Here is an 18,118-nt window from a genome sequence, read left to right on the forward strand (position 1 = left end):
CTCAGCGCTGGATGCCTTCCAGGGCCGCGATGATGGTTTCGAATGAGGGCCGGCTTGCGGGCACCTCGGCCATACAGGCGTCGCGCAAGCTGTGCAGTGGCAGCGGGGGGGCTTCCTCGCAGCGCGCCAGCAATTCCTCCAGCAGGCAGCCGAAGGCACGCACCTCGATGCGCGCCACCGCTTCGCGCTGCGCCACGCTGGCCGCGCGCGGCAAGAAGGACGCCGCACCAAAGTCCCCGAGATAGGCCAGGCCCTGGCCGTCGTGCAGGATGTTGTGGGCGTAGAAGTCGCCATGACAGAGGCCCCGAGCCTGCAGTTGGGCCAAGGCCGAAGCCATGCCACGGGCGATGCGCAGCAGGGCGCTCAGACTGAAGCGGCTGTCTTCGGCATAGACATCGCGGCTGCAGCTGGCCAGGCTGGGCGGCCCGGCCAGGCTGCGGAAGGCCGGGCTGATCAGATCGAGCACCAGGCCTTGAGCCTCGGTCGGGTGCTCGCTCAGGCGTGCGCGCAGGGGGATCAGGTTCGGGTGGGCACCGGCCTGCAGGGCTGCGGCCATCTCGCTGTCGGGCAGGCCGTCGCTGGTGACCTCGCCCTTGAAGACCTTGACGGCCACCGGCTCAGCCGCATCGATCTGCAGCGCACGGTGGATCACGCCGGACGCGCCTTCACCGAGCTGCTGTTCCAGGCGCAGCTGGGGCCAGGGCAGGGCGGGCAGGGGCGTGTGCGCCAGCGCGGCTTGCTCCAGCTCGCGATTGAAAGGGTTGCCGCCGAAGGCCAACCAGCTCAGGCGCGGCAGCTGCAGCAGTGCTTCGGGCAAGGCTTGCAGCGCATTGGCTGAAACGCGGATCAGCTCCAGCGCCCGGCATTGCTGCAGCTCGGGCGGCAGCGCGCGCAAGCGGTTGCCGGCCAGGGCCAGCTTTTGCAGCCGCGTGCAGCGACCGATCTCGGCCGGCAGCGCGTCGATGCGGTTGTCGGTCAGGATCAGCCAGCGCAGGCGCGCGGGCAGGGCCGCGCCGCTGAACCGCTCGATGCGGTTGCTCTTGAAGCCCACCATCTCCAGTTGCGGGCAGCGGCCCAGGACCTCGGGCAGCTCGCTGAACTGGTTCTGAGAGGCGAACAGGATGCGCAGGCGCGGCAGATCGGCCAGCCAGTCGGGCAGCTGGCTCAGCGCATTGCTGGAGACGTCGAGCACTTCCAGGCTGTCGGCCAGCTGGAGGATTTCATCGGGCAGGGCCTGCAGGCCGGCGTGTCTGAGGTCCAGCTGCGTGCTGCCTTTCAAGGCGCCGCTGCGCAGCGCGAACAAGTTTGCATGTGTCATGGCGGCAGGATAGCTGCAGCTCATCCAGCGCCTCACCGAGGGGCCGCATCGCCTGCCCAGGCTGTGGCGGACCCCAAGGACTCCCAATAGGTCAAGAGCAAGTCGGGAACGATGCCTTTGTACTTGTTCAGAGCGGCAGTCGGCACCTCGCGTTTGAGCGTGGGCTGTCCCAACTGCTCGATCAAAAAGCTGTAAGTCCCGTCACGCATTCATGGCTTTCCGATGCAGCTGCCCGTTGAACGCGCGCTCGAACTTGGCCACGTCGGACACCTTGTCGTGGGTCTCGCCGAATCAGCTCTCAAAGATCAGGGAACTCCTCACGCAGCCGCCGCACAACACCGTCCAGGACCGCATCGCTGTAAACCGGCGTCGGTGTCGGCAGCCGCCCTAGCGGCGTGGCCGTCAGCGGATGCGCCAGGAGCTCGGCCGCCGGATTGGACAAGCCGGCCAACTCGCGCAGCTTCAGCACGAGCAGCACTTCGTAGGGAAAATACCAGTCCTCGTCGAATGAGAAATCTGAGGCCGGGCCATTGCGCTTGGGCCTAACGCTCTGATGCGTGTGGCGGTCCAGCGCCGCCAGCAGTGCATCCGTCAGCCGCAAGGGGTCAGGCGTTTGCCAATGCTCAAGAAGGAACTCGTAGATCGGTTCATCATGGGCAAAGCGTGGATCCACCGGCATCGCTAGTCCGAAATGCGAGGCCAGCAGGCGAAGCACAAAGAACTGGGCACGCGGGTGTGAGCTCTCATCGGCGTCGAAATAGGCGTCGTGGGACAGCGCAGAGAGTATCCAGCGCGTCAATGCCAAAGTCTCCTGATTCCAGTCCAGTAAGTACACCCGAGCCAGACTGGAAACTGCCGAGCGCAGTCGGAGCATCCCCAAGTATTGCGGCCGGCCGCCGTTACGGTGGTCTTGCAGCATGAATTGGTCGAAGCGGTGTTCCGCACGCCCCCCCCAGTATTCGTAGGCGGCGGCTCGTATCCAGGTCGCCTCATACCCAGGCTCGCCCTTGAGGCAAGACTGGATGGCTGACCAACGCAGTGCTACGCCGACGCGTGCTAGGTCGTCTTTGGCATTGGCCAGCGTGTAAGTCCACATGCCCTCTCCGTCAGGGGAAGGGTAGGGAAAACCGCCTTCAGCCGCGTACCTTTTGAGGAAACCCAAATCTTCCGTTTCCCAGTTCTGTAGACCCAGGACGTAGTTCGCGAGAAATTTGCGGATCGAAGGGAACTTAGCGGCTGGGCCAGATCCTTGGAAGCTTGCTGCAGTCATGGTGTTTCTATACCCAGTCGAACAGTTCCAAAATCGGCGTGCCGGTCTTGTTGGGTGGCGGAATGGTGACTTGCATGACTTTGTTGTCCAACTTGTATCCTTGGTCGAGCAGTGCCTGGATCTGCTTTGCGTAGCGCTGATCGGCAGGCGAAACAGCCTTGCCAGCAATGGTCCCGAACCGCTGCGCCTCAAAGATCCAGTCACGGAACCTTGTCGCCCCATTCCCCGCAGGCCAACCCGGTGCACCAGTCTGGCTGGACTTGACCTCGACATGTTCAATGGTTCTGGTTTGTGGATTGATTCGAATGAGGTCCGGACCATTGCCCGATCTATTTTGAATGCCTTTGTACTTTGCACCCGTCATCGCTTCGAGTACCTGGGCCGCAACTTGCTCGCCGAGCTTACCGTCATTGTTCGTCCTGACGTTGCTCAGGCGTGGGCCAAACAGCTGCTTTCCCTTGAGTGAGTTGAGCGCGGCCGGCGGCGGAGCAGGCGGTGGATTGCTGGCCCGAGGTGGCGTGGGCACCGTGCCTGCGGGTCGCTTGTTCAGCAGGTCGCGGATGATCTTGGCGAGCTTGGGTGCACCGGCTGCTGCGGCACCGGCGCCGATATTGGCTGTGGCGCTGCCCAGGCCCCGGGCGAGGATGTCGGCGGCCGCATCAAGATCACCGAGGCACTTGGCGTTGTAGACCTTGAGCGAGGTGGATACAAAGGTCTCCAGGGTCTCGACGATGGCGGAGCCGAGCAGGAAGTAGCCCACACCGACGACCAGCAGATCGGCAGCCCAGCCCACCGGTGTAGCCTGGGCGACGGCCCAGACGGCAAAGATGCCGGCGGTCGTGGCCAGAGAGGTGGGGCTCACCATCTCGAGCAGCGCATTGCCCACCTCGCCGGGATACTTCGCTGCGGCTTTCTCGAAGACGTACTTCAGCTTGTCGGCGAAGTCAGCGGTCGGCACGTCTTCGTCGCGGGTGATGGGCGCCAAGCCCAGCGGGTCCTGCATCGAATGCGGGCGGTTCAGCGCGAAGGCATACAGGTCCGGCCCGACGGCCAGGCCCATGGGGTCCGGCGTGAGGTAGCGGCCGGCTTGCGCGTCGTAGTAGCGATGGGTGTTGTAGTGCAGCCCGGTCTCGGGGTCGTGGTACTGGTTGGAGCCGCGCAGATTGAAGGCGACGCTGCCCAGCGACCGGCCTTGCGCCGGGGTGGCCGCGAGGTAGTCGGCCACTTGCGCTTGCCAGACCACCTGGCGCGAGGCGTCGGTCAGCGCGAGCGGGGCATTGCGGTGGTCGGTGTGCACATGCAAGACCTGACCCTGGGTCAGCATGGCCACGGGCTTGTCGTTGATCCACACGTACTGCTGCTGCACGGCGCCTTCGGCATCGGCCTCGGCCACCAGCTGACTGCCGTCGTAGAAGAAATAGGTCGTCGTGCTGCCCTGTCCGCCGGCCTGGGGCACGACTTTGGCGATGCGCTGGCCGAAGAGGTTGTAGCGGTACTGGGCCACCGGCTGCATGGCGGTGCTGGTGTCACGCTGCACCTCGGTCAGGCGGTTCAGCGCGTCGTAGCTCAAGCGCAGCCCGCCGCGCGTGAGCTGGCGACCGAGGTCGTCGAAAAGCTCGCTGCGCAGCACCACGCCTTCGTGCGCGCTGCCGTCGGCTGGGAGTTGCGCGGCGCTGACCGGGCTGCGCCAGCGGTCCATCTGGGCATGCAGCCGGGCCTGCCACAGCGGCGAGCCGGCAGCGACTTGGCCCAGCCCCAAGCTGCGCTGCGTCCTGACCTGCGCAGGCTCGTCATCCCCAGGGGTCGCCGAGGCGTAGCCCAGCTGCGTCTGGCCCACCTCGGCAGTGCCGGCGGCGACCACGCGGCCTTGTGCGTCCAAGCTGCGTTCATTGCTCAGGCCGTTGCCGAGCATGAAGCGGCGCTGCGTGTAGCTGTCGGTCTCGTCATTGAGGCCATACACCAGCGGTCGTTCGAGTCGTGTGCCCAGCCCTGCGGACTCCAGCAGGCCCGCACGCGGATGCTGGCTGCCACGGTAGCGGTAGCTCAGCATCTGGCCGCCGGGCAAGGTCTTGCCCGTCATCTGACCCGCGGCGTTGTAGGCGTAGCGGATCTTCCAGCGATGTTGGTCGACGCGCTGCTCATGCTCGACGAGGCGGCCACCGCTGTCGTAGGCAAAGTGCTCTTCACCGGCCAGGTAGCGGATGCGTTGCGGCTTGTTGCCTGGCCCCCAGATGATCTGTGCGTCTTCGTCGACGTTGCCGTGCACGTCGCTCACCTTCACCGCCACCACCCGTCCAGCCGCGTCCCGGCGGTACTCGGCGCGATTGAGGTCCACGTTCACGCGGGCCAGCAGGCGCCCTGCGGCGTCGTACTCGAACACAGCCACCCCCGTGGTCGGGCTCTCGACGCGACGCAGCTGATGGAAGTCATCTCGGTAGTAGCTGGTGTAGGCGCCGTTGGCATCGGCCACATGGGCATAGGCTTGTGGGCGAGGCGCGGCGGTATCGGACAGCGCGTCTTGCGCCGCGTGCATGGCCGCCAGCAAGTCGGGTCGGGCCATATTGCCGCTGTCCTCTGCGCGGCTGACGATCTGGCGCATGGCCTCCATCACAGCATCGCGGCCCGAGCCGCTTGCAGCGGCCAGTTCGTCCTGCGCGGCGAAGTCGCGCTGCTGCGAAACGCTGCCATTGGAATTGAGCAGCCGAGCTCGGGTCAGGCGCCCTTCCAGGTCGCGCGTCAGCTCGATGCGATTGTTCTGGCCGTCGAACATCGCCGTCAGCTGGCCGCTCAGATCGAAGGCGGCGCGCGTGCGGGCACCGGTGGCCTCCAGCACGCCGACGGTCTGGCCTTGGGCGTCATGTTCAAAGCGCCGCTTCACGCCCGCCCGCGTGATGCTGGCAATAGCGCCACCGGGCGTGTACTCGAATTCGCTGACCACGCCGTCCATGCCGACCAGCTTTTGTGTCAGGCCTTCAGCGCTGTACTCGGCACGGGTAATCAGACCCGCTGGGTGGAGCAGCTTGACGGGCCGGTCGGCGCGGGCGTCCCAGAACACCTGGGTCACATCCGAATCCTCGGGCGTTCCTTTGGGACCGTTGGGCAGCGGCCCGTCGATGGCAGCCAGCACGCTGCGGCCATTGATCGTGCTGTAGCGGTACTCGGTCGTGCGCGTGATGGCCACGCCCTGCGGCGCTTCGTCGCCCTTGTCGCTCACTGGACTCCAGCCCGCTTCGCTCACGCGCACGACCTGCCCCAGGTCGTTGTAGCTCAGCCGGGTGCTGTGCTCCTTGCCGGTCATGACGCTGGGTCGGGCGATCAGCGTGGGCTGCTGGCCCAGGGCGATGGATCCGTCCTTGAAGCGTCGGTCGGTGTACTCGTAGCGCTTGAGCAGCTGCGGTGCACCCACTGGCTTGCCTTGTTGGTACGCCTGCTGGCTGAGCTGGAGCAGCCGGCCCCAGGCGTCGTAGCGGCGCAGCTCGGCCTGCACCGGCTGGCCCTGAGCATCCAGCTGGGTGCTGCGCAGCAGGCGGCCGCTGCTGTCGTATCCATAGCGCATATTGGCCGGGCCGCAGCTGCTGCAGCCCGGGCCGCGCAGCTCGATCAGGCGGAACTGGCCGCCGACGATGGCGCTGAGCAGGGTGCTTTGCTGGCCCAGGCTGTTGGTCAACAGGGTCTTGCCGAAGTTCTGCGGCTGGACGATGCCCTCGCGGTCGGGCCGGCCCTCGGTCGGAAGGGGCTTCTGAACGAACTGCAGGCTGATCTGCTCGATGCCGGTGTCGGGCACGGGCTGACCCTTGCCGTCGAGCTGCAGAGGCAGGCCCTTGCTGCTGAGCACCGCGCGGCCCTCGCGGTCATAGCCATAGGTGGACAGGCGCTGGGTTCGGGCCTGGCCGGTCTTGGGGTCCAGGGTCTGCAGGCTGATGCCGGTCAGGGCGAATGAGTGGGCTTGGCCGCCGTTGTGCTGGGCCTCGTGGTGGTAGATCCGGGTGAACTCAGGGGTGGTGGCGAGGCCGGTGGCGCTGCGGGCGCTGAAGCTGGCCTGCAGCAGGCGGCCCTGCTTGTCGTGCTGGTAGGCGATGCGGCCGGTGGGCGTGTCCACGGCCTGGAGCAGGGCGCGCTGGCCAGGGCCGGCGCGGCCGTAGATCAGGCTGAGCTTGCGGCCCTGCGGGTCTTGCACGCCGATCAGGTCACCCAGGGGGTTGTAGCTCAGCTGCAGCTGCTCCCCACTGGCGGCGCGCACCGTGTGCAAGGGGTGGCCACCGCCGCTGCCGCCGTGGAAGCTCAGCGTTCGGCCGTCGGGCCAGCGCCAGTGGTAGACAGGCTGGCCGTCGGCGCGGCGCTCGATGCGCACCTGGCCGTCGCTGAGCTGGGGGCTGGTGCAGAGCGTGCCGCCGGGGCCTTTGGCGAGGGTGATGCGGCGGCCGTCGGCCTGCAAGATCTGGATCTGCGAGCCCAGGTCGTAGAGCACGGTCTCGTAGCTCAGGCGCCATTGCGGGCCGACGATGCCGGCATGGCTGCTCTGGCTGTTGTAGTGGCGCTTGAGCTCCAGGCCGAGCACGCCGGGCAGGGCGGCGAGGTCGGTTTCTTCCTGGTATTTGTTGCCGTTGACGAGGTTGATGGGGTTGCCGCCGCCGAGCTGCACGCCGGCAGCGCCGCCACCCGCGAGGCCAGCTGGGCCGCCACCGCCGCAGCTGGGGTTGCCGCCGGGTGGGGCGGTGCAGGTGCCGCCACCGCCCCCACCACCACCGGGCTGGCACTCGGGGCGGTTCGGGAAGATGTTGCACAAGCCCCCACCGCCACCTCCACCGCCACCTCCACCGCCGCCCCCCGGAGGCATACATGTGGCCTGGCGCGGGTCGCAGCCGCCGCCAGGTGGGAAGAGCTGGGCCTGGGCAGCCGGGGCCAGCAGGCCGAGCACACAGCTCAGGAAACTGGCAAGGAGCAGGCGCGGGAGTGTGTTTGGAAGTTTCATCGGCAGGTCAAAAGAGGGCGGGCCGGCAGGGGCAGCGCCGGGTGCTTGCCGCGCGCGCGCTGCAGTGTCCTTGTCTTGACCTTGGTCCGTGTGTCTGTTTGTTCGCCAAACCCTCATCCCGAGGTGTGCGGCGGCTTGCATGCCTGAATGCGCGCGTAAGGCCAGAGCGGGCGCTGGCCCGTGTTCATGGGCTCTGTGCGCCTGCCTGGGCAGAAACTCAGGCCTGGAGCCGGATCACAGGGCTGCGGGTGCCGGTGAATGCGAAGTTACCAAGCGCAACATGTCTGTGGCCGATGAGACGCATGCTGGCGTCTTGGTGTCTTCGCCTTCAGGGACTTTCGTAGGCCTGCCCGTTCCAGCGCAGCAGGCTGTTGTCTTTGCTGAGTTCTGTCTTGCCCTGCCCGCCGGCCTGCAGCTGAGTCTTGTTGCGCAGTTGCAGCTCGCGGTAGCCGTTCTGGGCCTAGGGCCTGTTAACACAACGCCAAGGGGCCGCGTTGTTGGCCAGAAAGGTCGCAGGCAAGACGCAAACCGCAGCCGGGTTGGTCACCCGGCGAGGATTGGCAACGCGGCCTGCGGCCTTTCTGGCCACAACCCTTCGGGAAGGCTTGCCTGTGCGGGCCACGCGTCGTTGCAGCGTTGGCCCGCACGTGAGTGCGGGCGGCACGCCGCGCCTCGCTTGGCCCGCACAGGCGAGCCTTCGCGACCCCTTGGCGTTGTGTTAACAGGCCCTTGCTGCCGACGATCACCAGGGTCTTGCTGTGGATGGTGTCTTGGCAGTCTTTACCGCACTGGGTGCCCCAGGCTTCGCGCGAGGTGTTGATGCTGGCGACCCGACGCAAGGCCTGGGCCTGGCCCGGTGCCGGAGGGGCTGCCTGCGGCATGTAGAGCTGCAGATCGCTCAGGTACTGGTCGTGCTCGACACCCCGGTCGCGCGACTTGATCAGCACGGCCACGGTCGAAATTTCGGCGTGCAACGCGTAGTTCGCCCGGTCCAGTGAGAGCTCACGGAGCTGACCTTCCACATCGACGGGCTCGATGAGCTGGGTCGCCATCCTGCCTGTTTCGTTCGTGCTTAAGCGCTTCGGCCGGGACCCAGGGCAAGGCTTCTCCACCTCTTGGTAATAGAAGTCCAACACCCGGTCGCGCGTGACCCCGTCGCTGCGGCGAAAGGCGCTTATCCCCGCGTCCCAGCGGTGCGCGGTGACGTACTCAGAGCAGTAATGGCCTTCAAACAGGACCAAGCTTTTGCCGTTCGTGTCCCCCACGCCTCCAGAGGCGTACAGCCCCAGCACATACGGGGCGCCCCCTGTCCTCGGATAGATCAAACGGATACCGCTCAGCGAGACTTGGAACAAGGGCCAGATCTCATCTGAAAGTTCACTGATCGGCGGGAGATGCGACTTCTTGCCATGCAGCACGGGGGACCAACCCTTTGCTCGACCCAGCATCATGAGCTGGTCCAGGGCGTAAGAGTTCATTTTGCTGTTGACGGGATAGGGCACGGCGTAGGCGAAGTCGCACCAGCCGTCACCGTTGAAGTCGTACCTGAGCACTTCAGCGCCGTCGTACTCGACCCGAACAGGTAGCCGCGGCGGCGGCGCTGAGGGCGTACGGCAGGGCGGTGCGGTGGTGCTCAGACCCTCGTCAGGCGCGGTGGGCGCCGCATGCGCGGGCGGCAAAAGACTGATCAGCAACAGGAGAGCGGCGGTCGCGATGTGGAAAACAGTCCAGTGCTTCATCTCAGGCTCAACGCTCTCCGCGCTTTCATCGCAGGCACTTCGGACCGGAACAGCTACTTGATGGCGCGGGCCGAGCAGGCTTGCACCAGCAGGGCAGGCTTGGCGGCAATGCCCGCACAGCGCAGCCGCAGCTCTGCTTGTTCAACATAAGGGTCGAAGCCGCGCCCGTCTTCGGACTTCAATTGCTTGAACTGGGCATAGACCTTGGCGCCCACGTCTTGCCAGATGTCGAGCGAACGCAGGGTGGCTGCGCCTCGGTCGAGTTCGAGCAGGTGGTAGCCGCGAGGGCCGTTGGCGACCCTCTCGTGATTCCAGGTCATCAGATAGCTGAGCCCCGGGTGTTCTTTGAGCGTGAGCACCTGCCAATCTGAGAATGCGAACCTTTCATCCGCGGGCTGGCGCATCAGGTCCAGCGAACTCGGGCGGTCGTCGCGGCGCGCGGACATGGCCCCCACGCGATGCCAACCGCCATCTGGACGCGTTAGGTAGACGGTGCTCAGCACATCGGAGTCGCCGCCGCTGCTGATCAGCTCGCGCACGGTGATGATCAAGTCGCATCGCCCGTCGGCGCCAAGCGCGCGCTCCTCGATCTGGACCTCGACTTTCTTGGCGTCCCTGGCCGTACCACCACTGAGCTCCAGGCGATGCTCCCGTTCCTGCGCAGGCAGCTTATTGGCTCCGGGCAGACGTGCGTAGTTGGGCGGCAGCCGAGCACCTGCCGGTGTGCAGGCAGCGGCCTGCGCCGGCGCCGTCCAGAACACGAGTGCAGAGACAGCGCAGAGCGTGGTCAGCGTCGCGCTGAACGATGGGTCACGGGATTGCTTCGCAGGTGTTGCCATACAGTGCTTGATCATGGAAGGGTCAATCGCCTCATCTCAAGGCCGCCGATGCCTTGCCCCGCTGTGCCGGGGCCGACGGTGGTGACGTTAGGGCCGAAATTCTCGACGCAGCGCAGGGAGCGCCATTCTCCTTCGCCGCGATTGATTCCCAGAAAACGTTTCACGTAGTTGTAGCTGTCTCCCGCGCCGAGCAGCTGAGCGAGGGGCGCACGCCAGGTGCCGCCGTTATGAAGCCGAGCCACACGGGCGGCGATCTCTTCTTCATTGGCATTCGGGAACGCGGCAAGCACACGGTTCAGGTTGTTGCGCATGAGACCCAGCGACATGGTGGTGAAGCGATCGAAGTCCTCGAAGATGCCCATCAGCAGGTCACGAACGCCCGGAGCATTCATGATGGCCTCGGTCACCATGGCCGCACGGGCATCGCCCAAAAGGCTTTGGCCCCGGCTGTTCGTTGGCGGCGAAGTCTTCATCCGGACGATGTCCTCGTACTGCTGCTCACCCAGACCGGTGTCTTCGGTGAAGCGCTGTTGTTGCGCCGCTGGCAGTTGCTGCCATGCCTGGCCGGCATCGGCATAGCGTGGCGCCGCATTGATCCGGTTGTTGAACCAGTTCAGAAGACTGCGGCCGCGGGCATCGGCTTCGTTCAGTTCCGCCAAGGAGTTGGCGCCCATTCCCAATGCGGTGCGCTCGTTCGCGCTGAAGGTCGGGAAGGCAGCAATCAGCTCCGAAACCAAGGTGGATCCTATGAACTGCGAGCGCCCATAGGACGCCACATAGAACGTGCCCGTCGGGTCGTTGTTTGTGCCCACGCAGCGCGTTGCATTGCAAGAGTACCGGGCCCCGGGGCAGCCGCCGTCGGCGCAGTCTTTGTTGATTCGCTTGGGTGCATTGGTTTCATTGATTTCGGCCGCGGCCTCGTACTTGGCCAGGCGCCTTTGCTCCAAAGCGGCGTCCGCGCCTGCGCCGCAGGCAAGGATGCGCTGCTTGCGAGCAGGATCGTTGACAGTTGGGTTCAGTGCGGGTTCTTCGGCCGCGAAAGGTATTTCCGGCAACAGCAAAGAGCGGGCAGGGCAAGTCGCTCCTTCGTTCAAAGTCGCCCAGTCAGCAGGTATGTAGCTGGCGATCAGTCGGCTTGCATCATCATCGTCCATGTTTGCGATCGTGAACCGGTCCGGGCTGATCGCCGCGGCGCCGTAGTGCGCGCTGAAATCGGCGGCCGTGCTGGCGCCGGTATCCCAGGTTCGCGTGCTGGCGTTGCCACCCAAGAAGTTGCCGCCCGCATCAAACAGCAAGCCCTTGCCATTGTTGGCGTACTGGTTGCGCAAGCGACCCAATGCGTTAGTGGCCAGCGGGGTGCTGGCGATGTTGTCTACGATGAAGGCCCAGCGTGCTTGAGTGAAGCCCTGGTTGGTGCCAATGGCTTGCCCATTGGCGCCGGTCGTGATGGCGAAGTAGCGAATGCGAGCGGCACCGTCAGGGTCAAAGAAGTAGTCGGGCCGTCCGCCCGCGTAGGCATAGAGATTCAGGCGGTCTTTGCTTGCCACCTCGATGACCGAGTCGGCCGCGCCTTGCGGGTCCGGGCTGATGAACTGTTGGGATGCCGGATCGAAGAATCGTGCGCCGTGGTAGCGCAGGCCGCCGTCGCCGTCGTCGATCTGCCCGACATAGCGCAGAGGCTGGTCGCGCTGGGCATCGAACTGCTTGTGCTTGCCGCTCAGGGCAAGGACCTGGCCGACCTCGTCGGTGTGGATGTGGCGGACTTCCGCGCCAAATGCCCAGTCCTTCAATCGCTGATGCCAGGCCTTGCCGCCCATGGGGAATTGAGCAATCGGGCGATAGCCCAGATGCGCATAAGCAAACTGGGCGCGACCGCGCTCGTCGGTATGGGCCAAGAGGCGAGTGCCTTCATAGAAATACAGCTCAAGCTTGCTGCCGCGAGCCGGGTCTTGTGACAGCCTGGCGACGCGCCGGCCTTGCGCGTCGTAGATGTGACTGCTGCTGTCGTGCGTGCCCTGGATGCCCTCCAACTGGCCCCCGGCGTTCCAGCTCAAGCTGCGCAGGCCCTGAGCGGTCTGGAACTGACGAGGGCGCCCGCTTGGATCATGTTCGAGGCCAGGGCGCAGGCTTGATGCCTGCTGCTTTCCTTCCGCCGCAGCTTGAACCAGGCCTGGTTTCTGCACAGCTTGCGGATCGGCTTCCAGTTCCGCCAGCAGTGCAAACTTGTCAATGCTGCCATCGGCGTGAGCAATGGACGTGGCGAAGTTCTCCCCAGCGTGTTGACTCCACTGCACATCGGTGATGACGGCGCCATCCCCGCCCAGCCATCGCGGCAGGGCCGAAGCGGAACGAATCGACTGGGTTTTCCCTTCAGGGCTTAGTGTGTGCGACAAATGCAGCTGCGCCCCGCTGGCATCTGTGAAAGCTTGCGCCAGCACTCGACCTTCGGCATCCAACTGGTAGGCGACTCCCAGCGTGACCGACTTGGGCATCGCAGCCTGCAAGGCCCCGGCCGGCAAGATGTCCAGCCATTCTTTGAGCAAGCGACCGGAGGCATCGTGTTCGAAGCGGCTGCGTCGCTCCCCGAATCGGTCCGTGATGCTCACTTGCAGCAGTTTCTCGGCTTGGTAGGTCCAACGCAGCTCTTGCGACGCGGCCTTCGCGCCCGGGTCGAAGCGCAGCAGCGTGCTGATTCGCCCGGTCTCATTCCAACTGGCCTGCTGCCGGGCGCCAGTGGGATCGTGACTTTCAGTCAGCTGGTTTTTGGCGTTGTAGACCGCGGTCCGCCATCCTTGAAGAGGGTTGCGGATCGCAACGACACGCCCCAGATCATCAAAAAGCCTGTGAACCTCCAGTTCACCTTGGCTGAGCAGCGTCAGCTGCCGCTCGGCGATTGACCCTTCCGCGCCGCGTTCGAGGCGAAGGCCAGAGCGTGTGTCGCGCTCAGATATTGCGGCAGCCCCAAGTGCGCCGGCCAGAGGCTGCCGGCCTGGCGCTGCATGGTTGTCAGAAGCTGCTTGTGTTGCCGCCGTCAGCGTTTTCTCGGTCGCGGACTGATCGAGCCGCTGCGTGGGTCCCAGAACCTTGTCAAGGAGGCTGAGTCCTTTGTCGGTCTTGTATTGGTACTCAAAGCTGCGTTCAAGCGCGACACCCTGCAGGATCAGACGCCCTTGCTCAGTCACCGGGCTCCAACCGCGTTCCGTGACCTTGGAGACCTGACCCTGCGTATTGAACTCGAAGGCGGTGCTGCGCGTCTTGCCAGCAATCACGCTGGGCTGGCTGATCAGGATGGGCTGCTGGCCCAGGGCGATGCTGCCGTCGGGGAATTTGCGGTCCTCGTAGTCAAAACGCTGCAACCACTGGCTTGGCTGTGGCTTGCCGCCGACCCAAGTCTGGCGGGCCGTCTCGATCAGGCGGCCGTGACGGTCGTAGCGGCGCAGCTCGGCCTGCACCGGCTGGCCCTGAGCATCCAGCTGCGTGCTGCGCAGCAGGCGGCCGCTGCTGTCGTATCCATAGCGCATATTGGCCGGGCCGCAGCTGCTGCAGCCCGGGCCGCGCAGCTCGATCAGGCGGAACTGGCCGCCGACGATGGCGCTGAGCAGGGTGCTTTGCTGGCCCAGGCTGTTGGTCAACACGGTCTTGCCGAAGTTCTGCGGCTGGACGATGCCCTCGCGGTCCGGCCGGCCCTCGGTGGGCAGGGGCTTCTGGATGAACTGCAGGCTGATCTGCTCGATGCCGGTGTCGGGCACGGGCTGACCCTTGCCGTCGAGCTGCAGAGGCAGGCCCTTGCTGCTGAGCACCGCGCGGCCCTCGCGGTCATAGGCATAGGTGGACAGGCGCTGGGTGCGTGCCTGGCCAGTCTTGGGGTCCAGGGTCTGCAGGCTGATGCCGGTCAAGGCGAATGAATGGGCTTGGCCGCCGTTGTGCTGGGCCTCGTGGTGGTAGATCCGGGTGAACTGAGGGGTGGTGGCGAGACCGTTGGCGCTGCGAGTGCTGAAGCTGGCCTGCAGCAGGCGGCCTTGTTTGTCGTGCTGGTAGGCGATGCGGCCGGTGGGCGTGTCCACGGCCTGCAGCAGGGCGCGCTGGCCAGGGGCGGCGCGGCCGTAGATCAGGCTGAGCTTGCGGCCCTGCGGGTCTTGCACGCCGATCAGGTCGCCCAGGGGGTTGTAGCTCAGTTGCAGCTGCTCGCCGCTGGCGGCGCGCACCGTGTGCAAGGGGTGGCCACCGCCGCTGCCGCCGTGGAAGCTCAGCGTTCGGCCGTCGGGCCAGCGCCAGTGGTAGACGGGCTGGCCGTCGGCGCGGCGCTCGATGCGCACCTGGCCGTCGCTGAGCTGGGGGCTGGTGCAGAGCGTGCCGCCGGGGCCCTTGGCGAGGGTGATGCGGCGGCCGTCGGCCTGCAAGATCTGGATCTGCGAGCCCAGGTCGTAGAGCACGGTCTCGTAGCTCAGGCGCCATTGCGGGCCGACGATGCCGGCATGGCTGCTCTGGCTGTTGTAGTGGCGCTTGAGCTCCAGGCCGAGCACGCCGGGCAGGGCGGCGAGGTCGGTTTCTTCCTGGTATTTGTTGCCGTTGACGAGGTTGATGGGGTTGCCGCCGCCGAGCTGCACGCCGGCAGCGCCGCCACCCGCGAGGCCGGCCGGGCCGCCGCCGCCACATGTAGGGTTGCCGCCGGGCGGCGGGGTGCAGGTGCCGCCACCCCCGCCGCCGCCCCCGGGTTGGCACTCGGGCCGGTTCGGGAACAGGGTGCACAGGCCACCACCGCCGCCACCCCCTCCGCCGCCACCACCACCGGGCGGCAGGCAGCTCGCCTTGCTCGGGTCGCAGCTGCCGCCACCACCGGGCGGGAAGAGCTGGGCTTGGGCGGCCGGGGCCAGCAGGCCGAGCAAGCTGCTCAAGGCGCTGGCGAGCAGCAGGCGGGGGAGTGCGTGGGCGTGTTTCATGTTTTTTTGCGGCTCAGCCGCCGGGGCAGGTCTCGGGCGGAATCTCGCAGGCGCCTTGGCCCGAGCCCTCGGTGCAGATCGAGCAGGCCGGGTCCCACCAGGGGCAGGTCGGCAGCGGCGGGGTGACGGGGCCAGGGCCCGGATCGGTGGGGGTGCCATCGTTGCCGGGCCCGGGCGAGCTGACCATGGCGCTGTTGCGGATGGCGTCGCTTTGCATGCGCACCACGGCATGGGACACGACCGGGATGCGGCCGGCCTTGATCAAGGCCAGCTTGAAGGCATCGCCGCTGCCGGCACCCAGCTTGCCCAGTGCCCAGGTGTAGAACTTGCCCAGCATGGGCATCTGCTTGGAGGGCGGAATCCCGTAGGTGACGCGCAGCTTCAGCAGATTGGCATCCAGCAGGGTCTGGCCACTGGCATTGGTCTTGGGGTCTTTTTGACAGCCCGGTACATCGCGCGGGCAGCTCAGTTCGTCCAGGCCGACATTGGGCAGCACCGGTTCGCCGGTCTTGAGTGCGGCCTGCAGGGCAGGGCTGTTGTAGTCACGAAAGCTCTCGGGCGTGGGCGAAATGATCTCGATGCGCAGGGCCGCGGCGTCCAGGTCCTTGGCCGCTTTTGCGGCGGTGTCTGCCAGCTCGGCCAGGCTGCGGCCGCCGCCGTAGTAGGGCAGCATGGCCTTCTGAAAAGCTGCATGGATGCTGCTGAGCTTGGCGTTCGACACCGAGCCGGCGCGCGCGGCTTCGAAGCTGGCGTAGTTCAGGCTGTTCTTGGCGTGATAGCCCAGGGCGGCCTGCCAGATGGCCAGCACCAGAAAGAGCAGGGTTGGCAGCACCAGCATGGTCTCGACGATGCTGGCGCCCTGCTGGCGAGCGAGGGCCGGGGCTGGACGCGGCGGCCGGCGCTTCATGGGGTCGTGACGCTGAATCCGGGCGGCAGGGCCAGCTTGGCGGCGTTCAGGGGCTTGCCCTGTTCGATGGCCAGCACCTGCAGCTGGCGTTCCAGCGTCTGCTCGCCGCTGCCCAGCGTGGTCTTGCCACTGAGGTTCCATGGCCAGTTCAGGTAGGCGACCATGGGGTAGCGGTCCCACAGGCAGGACTCGCCGGCGACGATGCCTTCCAGGGGGATCTGCGGTTTGTGGCAGCGTTCACCCATGACGGTGTCGCTTGGCATGGCCCGCACCTGTTCGTCGCTGGCCAGTGTGGTTTTGCTGAGCGTGCTGCTGCTGCGGTTGCCCAAGGCCTTGCTGTCCTTGAAGCGCAGTTCGTAGCGCACGCCGTCGCGCCAGAGCCAGCCGGTCTCGATGGCCACTTTGCTGTGAGCCGAGCAGTCGGGCGGCACGGCAGGCGCCACCCCGTTCAGCAGCTTGGCCTCGGCCGACCAGCGTTCCAGGTCGCTCAGGGTCAGTGCATAGCCGCTGGTGTAGGTGGCGGCTTTGTCGGTGTCGAAGAAACGCTCGGTGATCTGGGTGTCCAGGCCCGCCATCACCGCCTCATCGGGCTGCTGCGCCGGCAAGTCGTAGTAGGCGCGTCGCAGCGCATTGCACTGGTCGACCAGCTGTTGGTGGATGCTGCGCTCCATGCCGTAGGTCTTGCCCTTGAAGCGCGAGGTTTCGCTGACCTTGAGATAGGCCGTGCCCTGGAAGGGATCCACGGCCACCGGTGGCGGCACCGGCGTGGCCGGGTTGGCGGAACCGTTGTCGGCCCCTCCGCCACCGCCACCGCAGGCCAGCAGCAGGGCGCTCAGGGGCAGGGCCAGGCAGGCGCCGAGGGCGCGGGTGTTGGGTTTCATTTGTGGATCCCTGAAGGGTTTGTGAATTCGGGCGAGGGCGGCTGGCGCCAGTCGATCCGGCTGCCGGGGCCCAGGCCCAGGCGGGCGGCCTCGCCGGCGGCCAGCTCGAGCGTGGTGCGCGCGCCGGGGCAGGCACTGGCGCGCCAGGGCGCCAGGGCCTCCACGCGCTTGATCACGCGGTCCTCGGCGTCGAGGTAGAGCAGATCGATGGCATAGGCCATGAAGCAGGTGTGGACGGCCGCGCAGGGCGCCAGGGCCAGGGCTTCGCCCGGCCCCAGGCGAGGTCGGGCCAGCAGGCCCAGCAGGCGCTCGCTGAAACGTTCGGCGCGGTGCACGCGCAGCTGCGTCGGCACCATCACAGCCCCATATGGATGAACTTCATCGCGATCGGGAAACCGAGGACGACAAAGGTGCAGGGGAAGATGAAGGCGATCAGCGGGAACAGCATCTTGACCGGTGCCTCCATGGCCAGCTTCTCGGCGCGGGCGAAGCGCTCGTTGCGGCGCTGCTCGGACTGCGCGCGCAGGATAGGACCGAGGTTCATGCCCATGCGCTCGGCCTGAATCATTGCGGCCACAAAGTTGCTGATGGCTGGCTCGTTCATGCGGTCGCTCAGGGTGCGCAGCGCGTCCAGGCGCGGCCGGCCGGCACGAACATCGCGCAGCACGCGCGAGAACTCGTCGCGCAAGGGCCCGGCCGGTCCCTTGGCCACCGCCTGAGTCAGCGCACCGCTGAGGTTCAGCCCGGCCTCTACGCACAGGGTGATGATGTCCAGCATGAAGGGCAGGGTCTTGAGCGTTTCACGGCGGCGCAGCAAGATGCGGTCACGCAGCCAGATGCCGGGCATCAGGTAGGCGAGCCCGGCGGCCAGCAGCGGCCAGGGGCCGAGTGGGCGCTGCAAGGTGTCCAGCATCCAGAACACCAGGCCGCCGGCTAGGCTGGCGGCGAGCCATTGACCGGCGATGAACTGCTCGGGTGCCAGCGCATAGTCCAGCCCCGCCAAGCGCAGCTTGACCAGCACGCGCTGGCGCAGGCGCAGCGGCAGCAGCGGGCCCAGATAGAAGGCCAGCCAGCGGATCGGCCACCACAGCAGCCGAAAGAAGCGCGGCGGCACATCGCGGTAGCTGCGGTCCTCGCTGGGCACGGCCGCGATCGCCCGGCCCAGGCCATGGGCGAGCAAGAAGATCGACAGGCCCAGGCCAAGCGCGCAGAGCAGGGGAATCCAGGATTTCAGTGCGTCCATGGCTTGAGC

At 66.4% G+C, this 18,118-nt stretch carries 11 protein-coding genes; all 11 read right to left on the minus strand.

All coding sequences use genetic code 11. The features are described from left to right. Window position 1 precedes the first annotated feature (1 nt). Complete coding sequence (locus ACQY39_RS09830) at window positions 2-1,318, minus strand: leucine-rich repeat-containing protein kinase family protein (RefSeq protein WP_428505712.1); 1,317 nt, start codon at window positions 1,316-1,318, stop codon at window positions 2-4. A 32-nt stretch (window positions 1,319-1,350) separates the two neighbouring features. Continuing rightward, complete coding sequence (locus ACQY39_RS09835) at window positions 1,351-1,527, minus strand: GAD-like domain-containing protein (protein ID WP_428505714.1); 177 nt, start codon at window positions 1,525-1,527, stop codon at window positions 1,351-1,353. 89 nt (window positions 1,528-1,616) lie between these two features. Further along, window positions 1,617-2,588, minus strand: a complete 972-nt coding sequence (locus ACQY39_RS09840; protein WP_428505716.1) for a hypothetical protein — start codon at window positions 2,586-2,588, stop codon at window positions 1,617-1,619. Window positions 2,589-2,595: 7 nt separating this feature from the next. After that, window positions 2,596-7,560: a DUF6531 domain-containing protein gene (locus ACQY39_RS09845; protein WP_428505718.1), complete on the minus strand. Its 4,965-nt coding sequence runs from the start codon at window positions 7,558-7,560 to the stop codon at window positions 2,596-2,598. Window positions 7,561-8,030: 470 nt separating this feature from the next. Beyond that, window positions 8,031-9,299, minus strand: a complete 1,269-nt coding sequence (locus ACQY39_RS09850; RefSeq protein WP_428505720.1) for a hypothetical protein — start codon at window positions 9,297-9,299, stop codon at window positions 8,031-8,033. A gap of 53 nt (window positions 9,300-9,352) precedes the next feature. Beyond that, window positions 9,353-10,138 carry a hypothetical protein gene (locus ACQY39_RS09855; RefSeq protein ID WP_428505722.1) on the minus strand — a complete coding sequence of 262 codons (786 nt, stop codon included), beginning with the start codon at window positions 10,136-10,138 and terminating at the stop codon, window positions 9,353-9,355. Between the two features lie 11 nt (window positions 10,139-10,149). Further along, on the minus strand, window positions 10,150-15,078 hold the full coding sequence (locus tag ACQY39_RS09860) for a DUF6531 domain-containing protein (protein WP_428505724.1): 4,929 nt from the start codon (window positions 15,076-15,078) through the stop codon (window positions 10,150-10,152). A gap of 13 nt (window positions 15,079-15,091) precedes the next feature. Beyond that, window positions 15,092-15,985, minus strand: coding sequence for a TadE/TadG family type IV pilus assembly protein (locus ACQY39_RS09865; protein ID WP_428505726.1), 894 nt, complete (start codon window positions 15,983-15,985; stop codon window positions 15,092-15,094). Next, window positions 15,982-16,866 carry a hypothetical protein gene (locus ACQY39_RS09870; protein ID WP_428505728.1) on the minus strand — a complete coding sequence of 295 codons (885 nt, stop codon included), beginning with the start codon at window positions 16,864-16,866 and terminating at the stop codon, window positions 15,982-15,984. The genes ACQY39_RS09865 and ACQY39_RS09870 overlap by 4 nt, the downstream gene beginning before the upstream one ends. After that, entirely contained in the window at window positions 16,863-17,222 is a 360-nt protein-coding gene (locus ACQY39_RS09875) for a DUF192 domain-containing protein (RefSeq protein WP_428505730.1), read from the minus strand. Before ACQY39_RS09875 ends, ACQY39_RS09870 begins: the two co-directional genes overlap by 4 nt. Next, the gene (locus ACQY39_RS09880) at window positions 17,222-18,109 is read right to left on the minus strand and encodes a type II secretion system F family protein (protein ID WP_428505732.1); all 888 of its coding nucleotides are present in this window, start codon (window positions 18,107-18,109) and stop codon (window positions 17,222-17,224) included. The genes ACQY39_RS09875 and ACQY39_RS09880 overlap by 1 nt, the downstream gene beginning before the upstream one ends. Window positions 18,110-18,118: the final 9 nt, after the last annotated feature.

It is taken from the genome of Roseateles sp., from assembly GCF_965262435.1.
Taxonomy (GTDB): Bacteria; Pseudomonadota; Gammaproteobacteria; order Burkholderiales; family Burkholderiaceae_C; genus Paucibacter_A.

Coding starts and splice junctions, on each gene's coding strand:
- ACQY39_RS09870 (WP_428505728.1), bottom strand. CDS start 16,866: ATGAAACCCAACACCCGCGCCCTCGGCGCCTGCCTGGCCCTGCCCCTG.
- ACQY39_RS09840 (WP_428505716.1), bottom strand. CDS start 2,588: ATGACTGCAGCAAGCTTCCAAGGATCTGGCCCAGCCGCTAAGTTCCCT.
- ACQY39_RS09835 (WP_428505714.1), bottom strand. CDS start 1,527: ATGCGTGACGGGACTTACAGCTTTTTGATCGAGCAGTTGGGACAGCCC.
- ACQY39_RS09875 (WP_428505730.1), bottom strand. CDS start 17,222: ATGGTGCCGACGCAGCTGCGCGTGCACCGCGCCGAACGTTTCAGCGAG.
- ACQY39_RS09880 (WP_428505732.1), bottom strand. CDS start 18,109: ATGGACGCACTGAAATCCTGGATTCCCCTGCTCTGCGCGCTTGGCCTG.
- ACQY39_RS09830 (WP_428505712.1), bottom strand. CDS start 1,318: ATGACACATGCAAACTTGTTCGCGCTGCGCAGCGGCGCCTTGAAAGGC.
- ACQY39_RS09845 (WP_428505718.1), bottom strand. CDS start 7,560: ATGAAACTTCCAAACACACTCCCGCGCCTGCTCCTTGCCAGTTTCCTG.
- ACQY39_RS09865 (WP_428505726.1), bottom strand. CDS start 15,985: ATGAAGCGCCGGCCGCCGCGTCCAGCCCCGGCCCTCGCTCGCCAGCAG.
- ACQY39_RS09855 (WP_428505722.1), bottom strand. CDS start 10,138: ATGGCAACACCTGCGAAGCAATCCCGTGACCCATCGTTCAGCGCGACG.
- ACQY39_RS09860 (WP_428505724.1), bottom strand. CDS start 15,078: ATGAAACACGCCCACGCACTCCCCCGCCTGCTGCTCGCCAGCGCCTTG.
- ACQY39_RS09850 (WP_428505720.1), bottom strand. CDS start 9,299: ATGAAGCACTGGACTGTTTTCCACATCGCGACCGCCGCTCTCCTGTTG.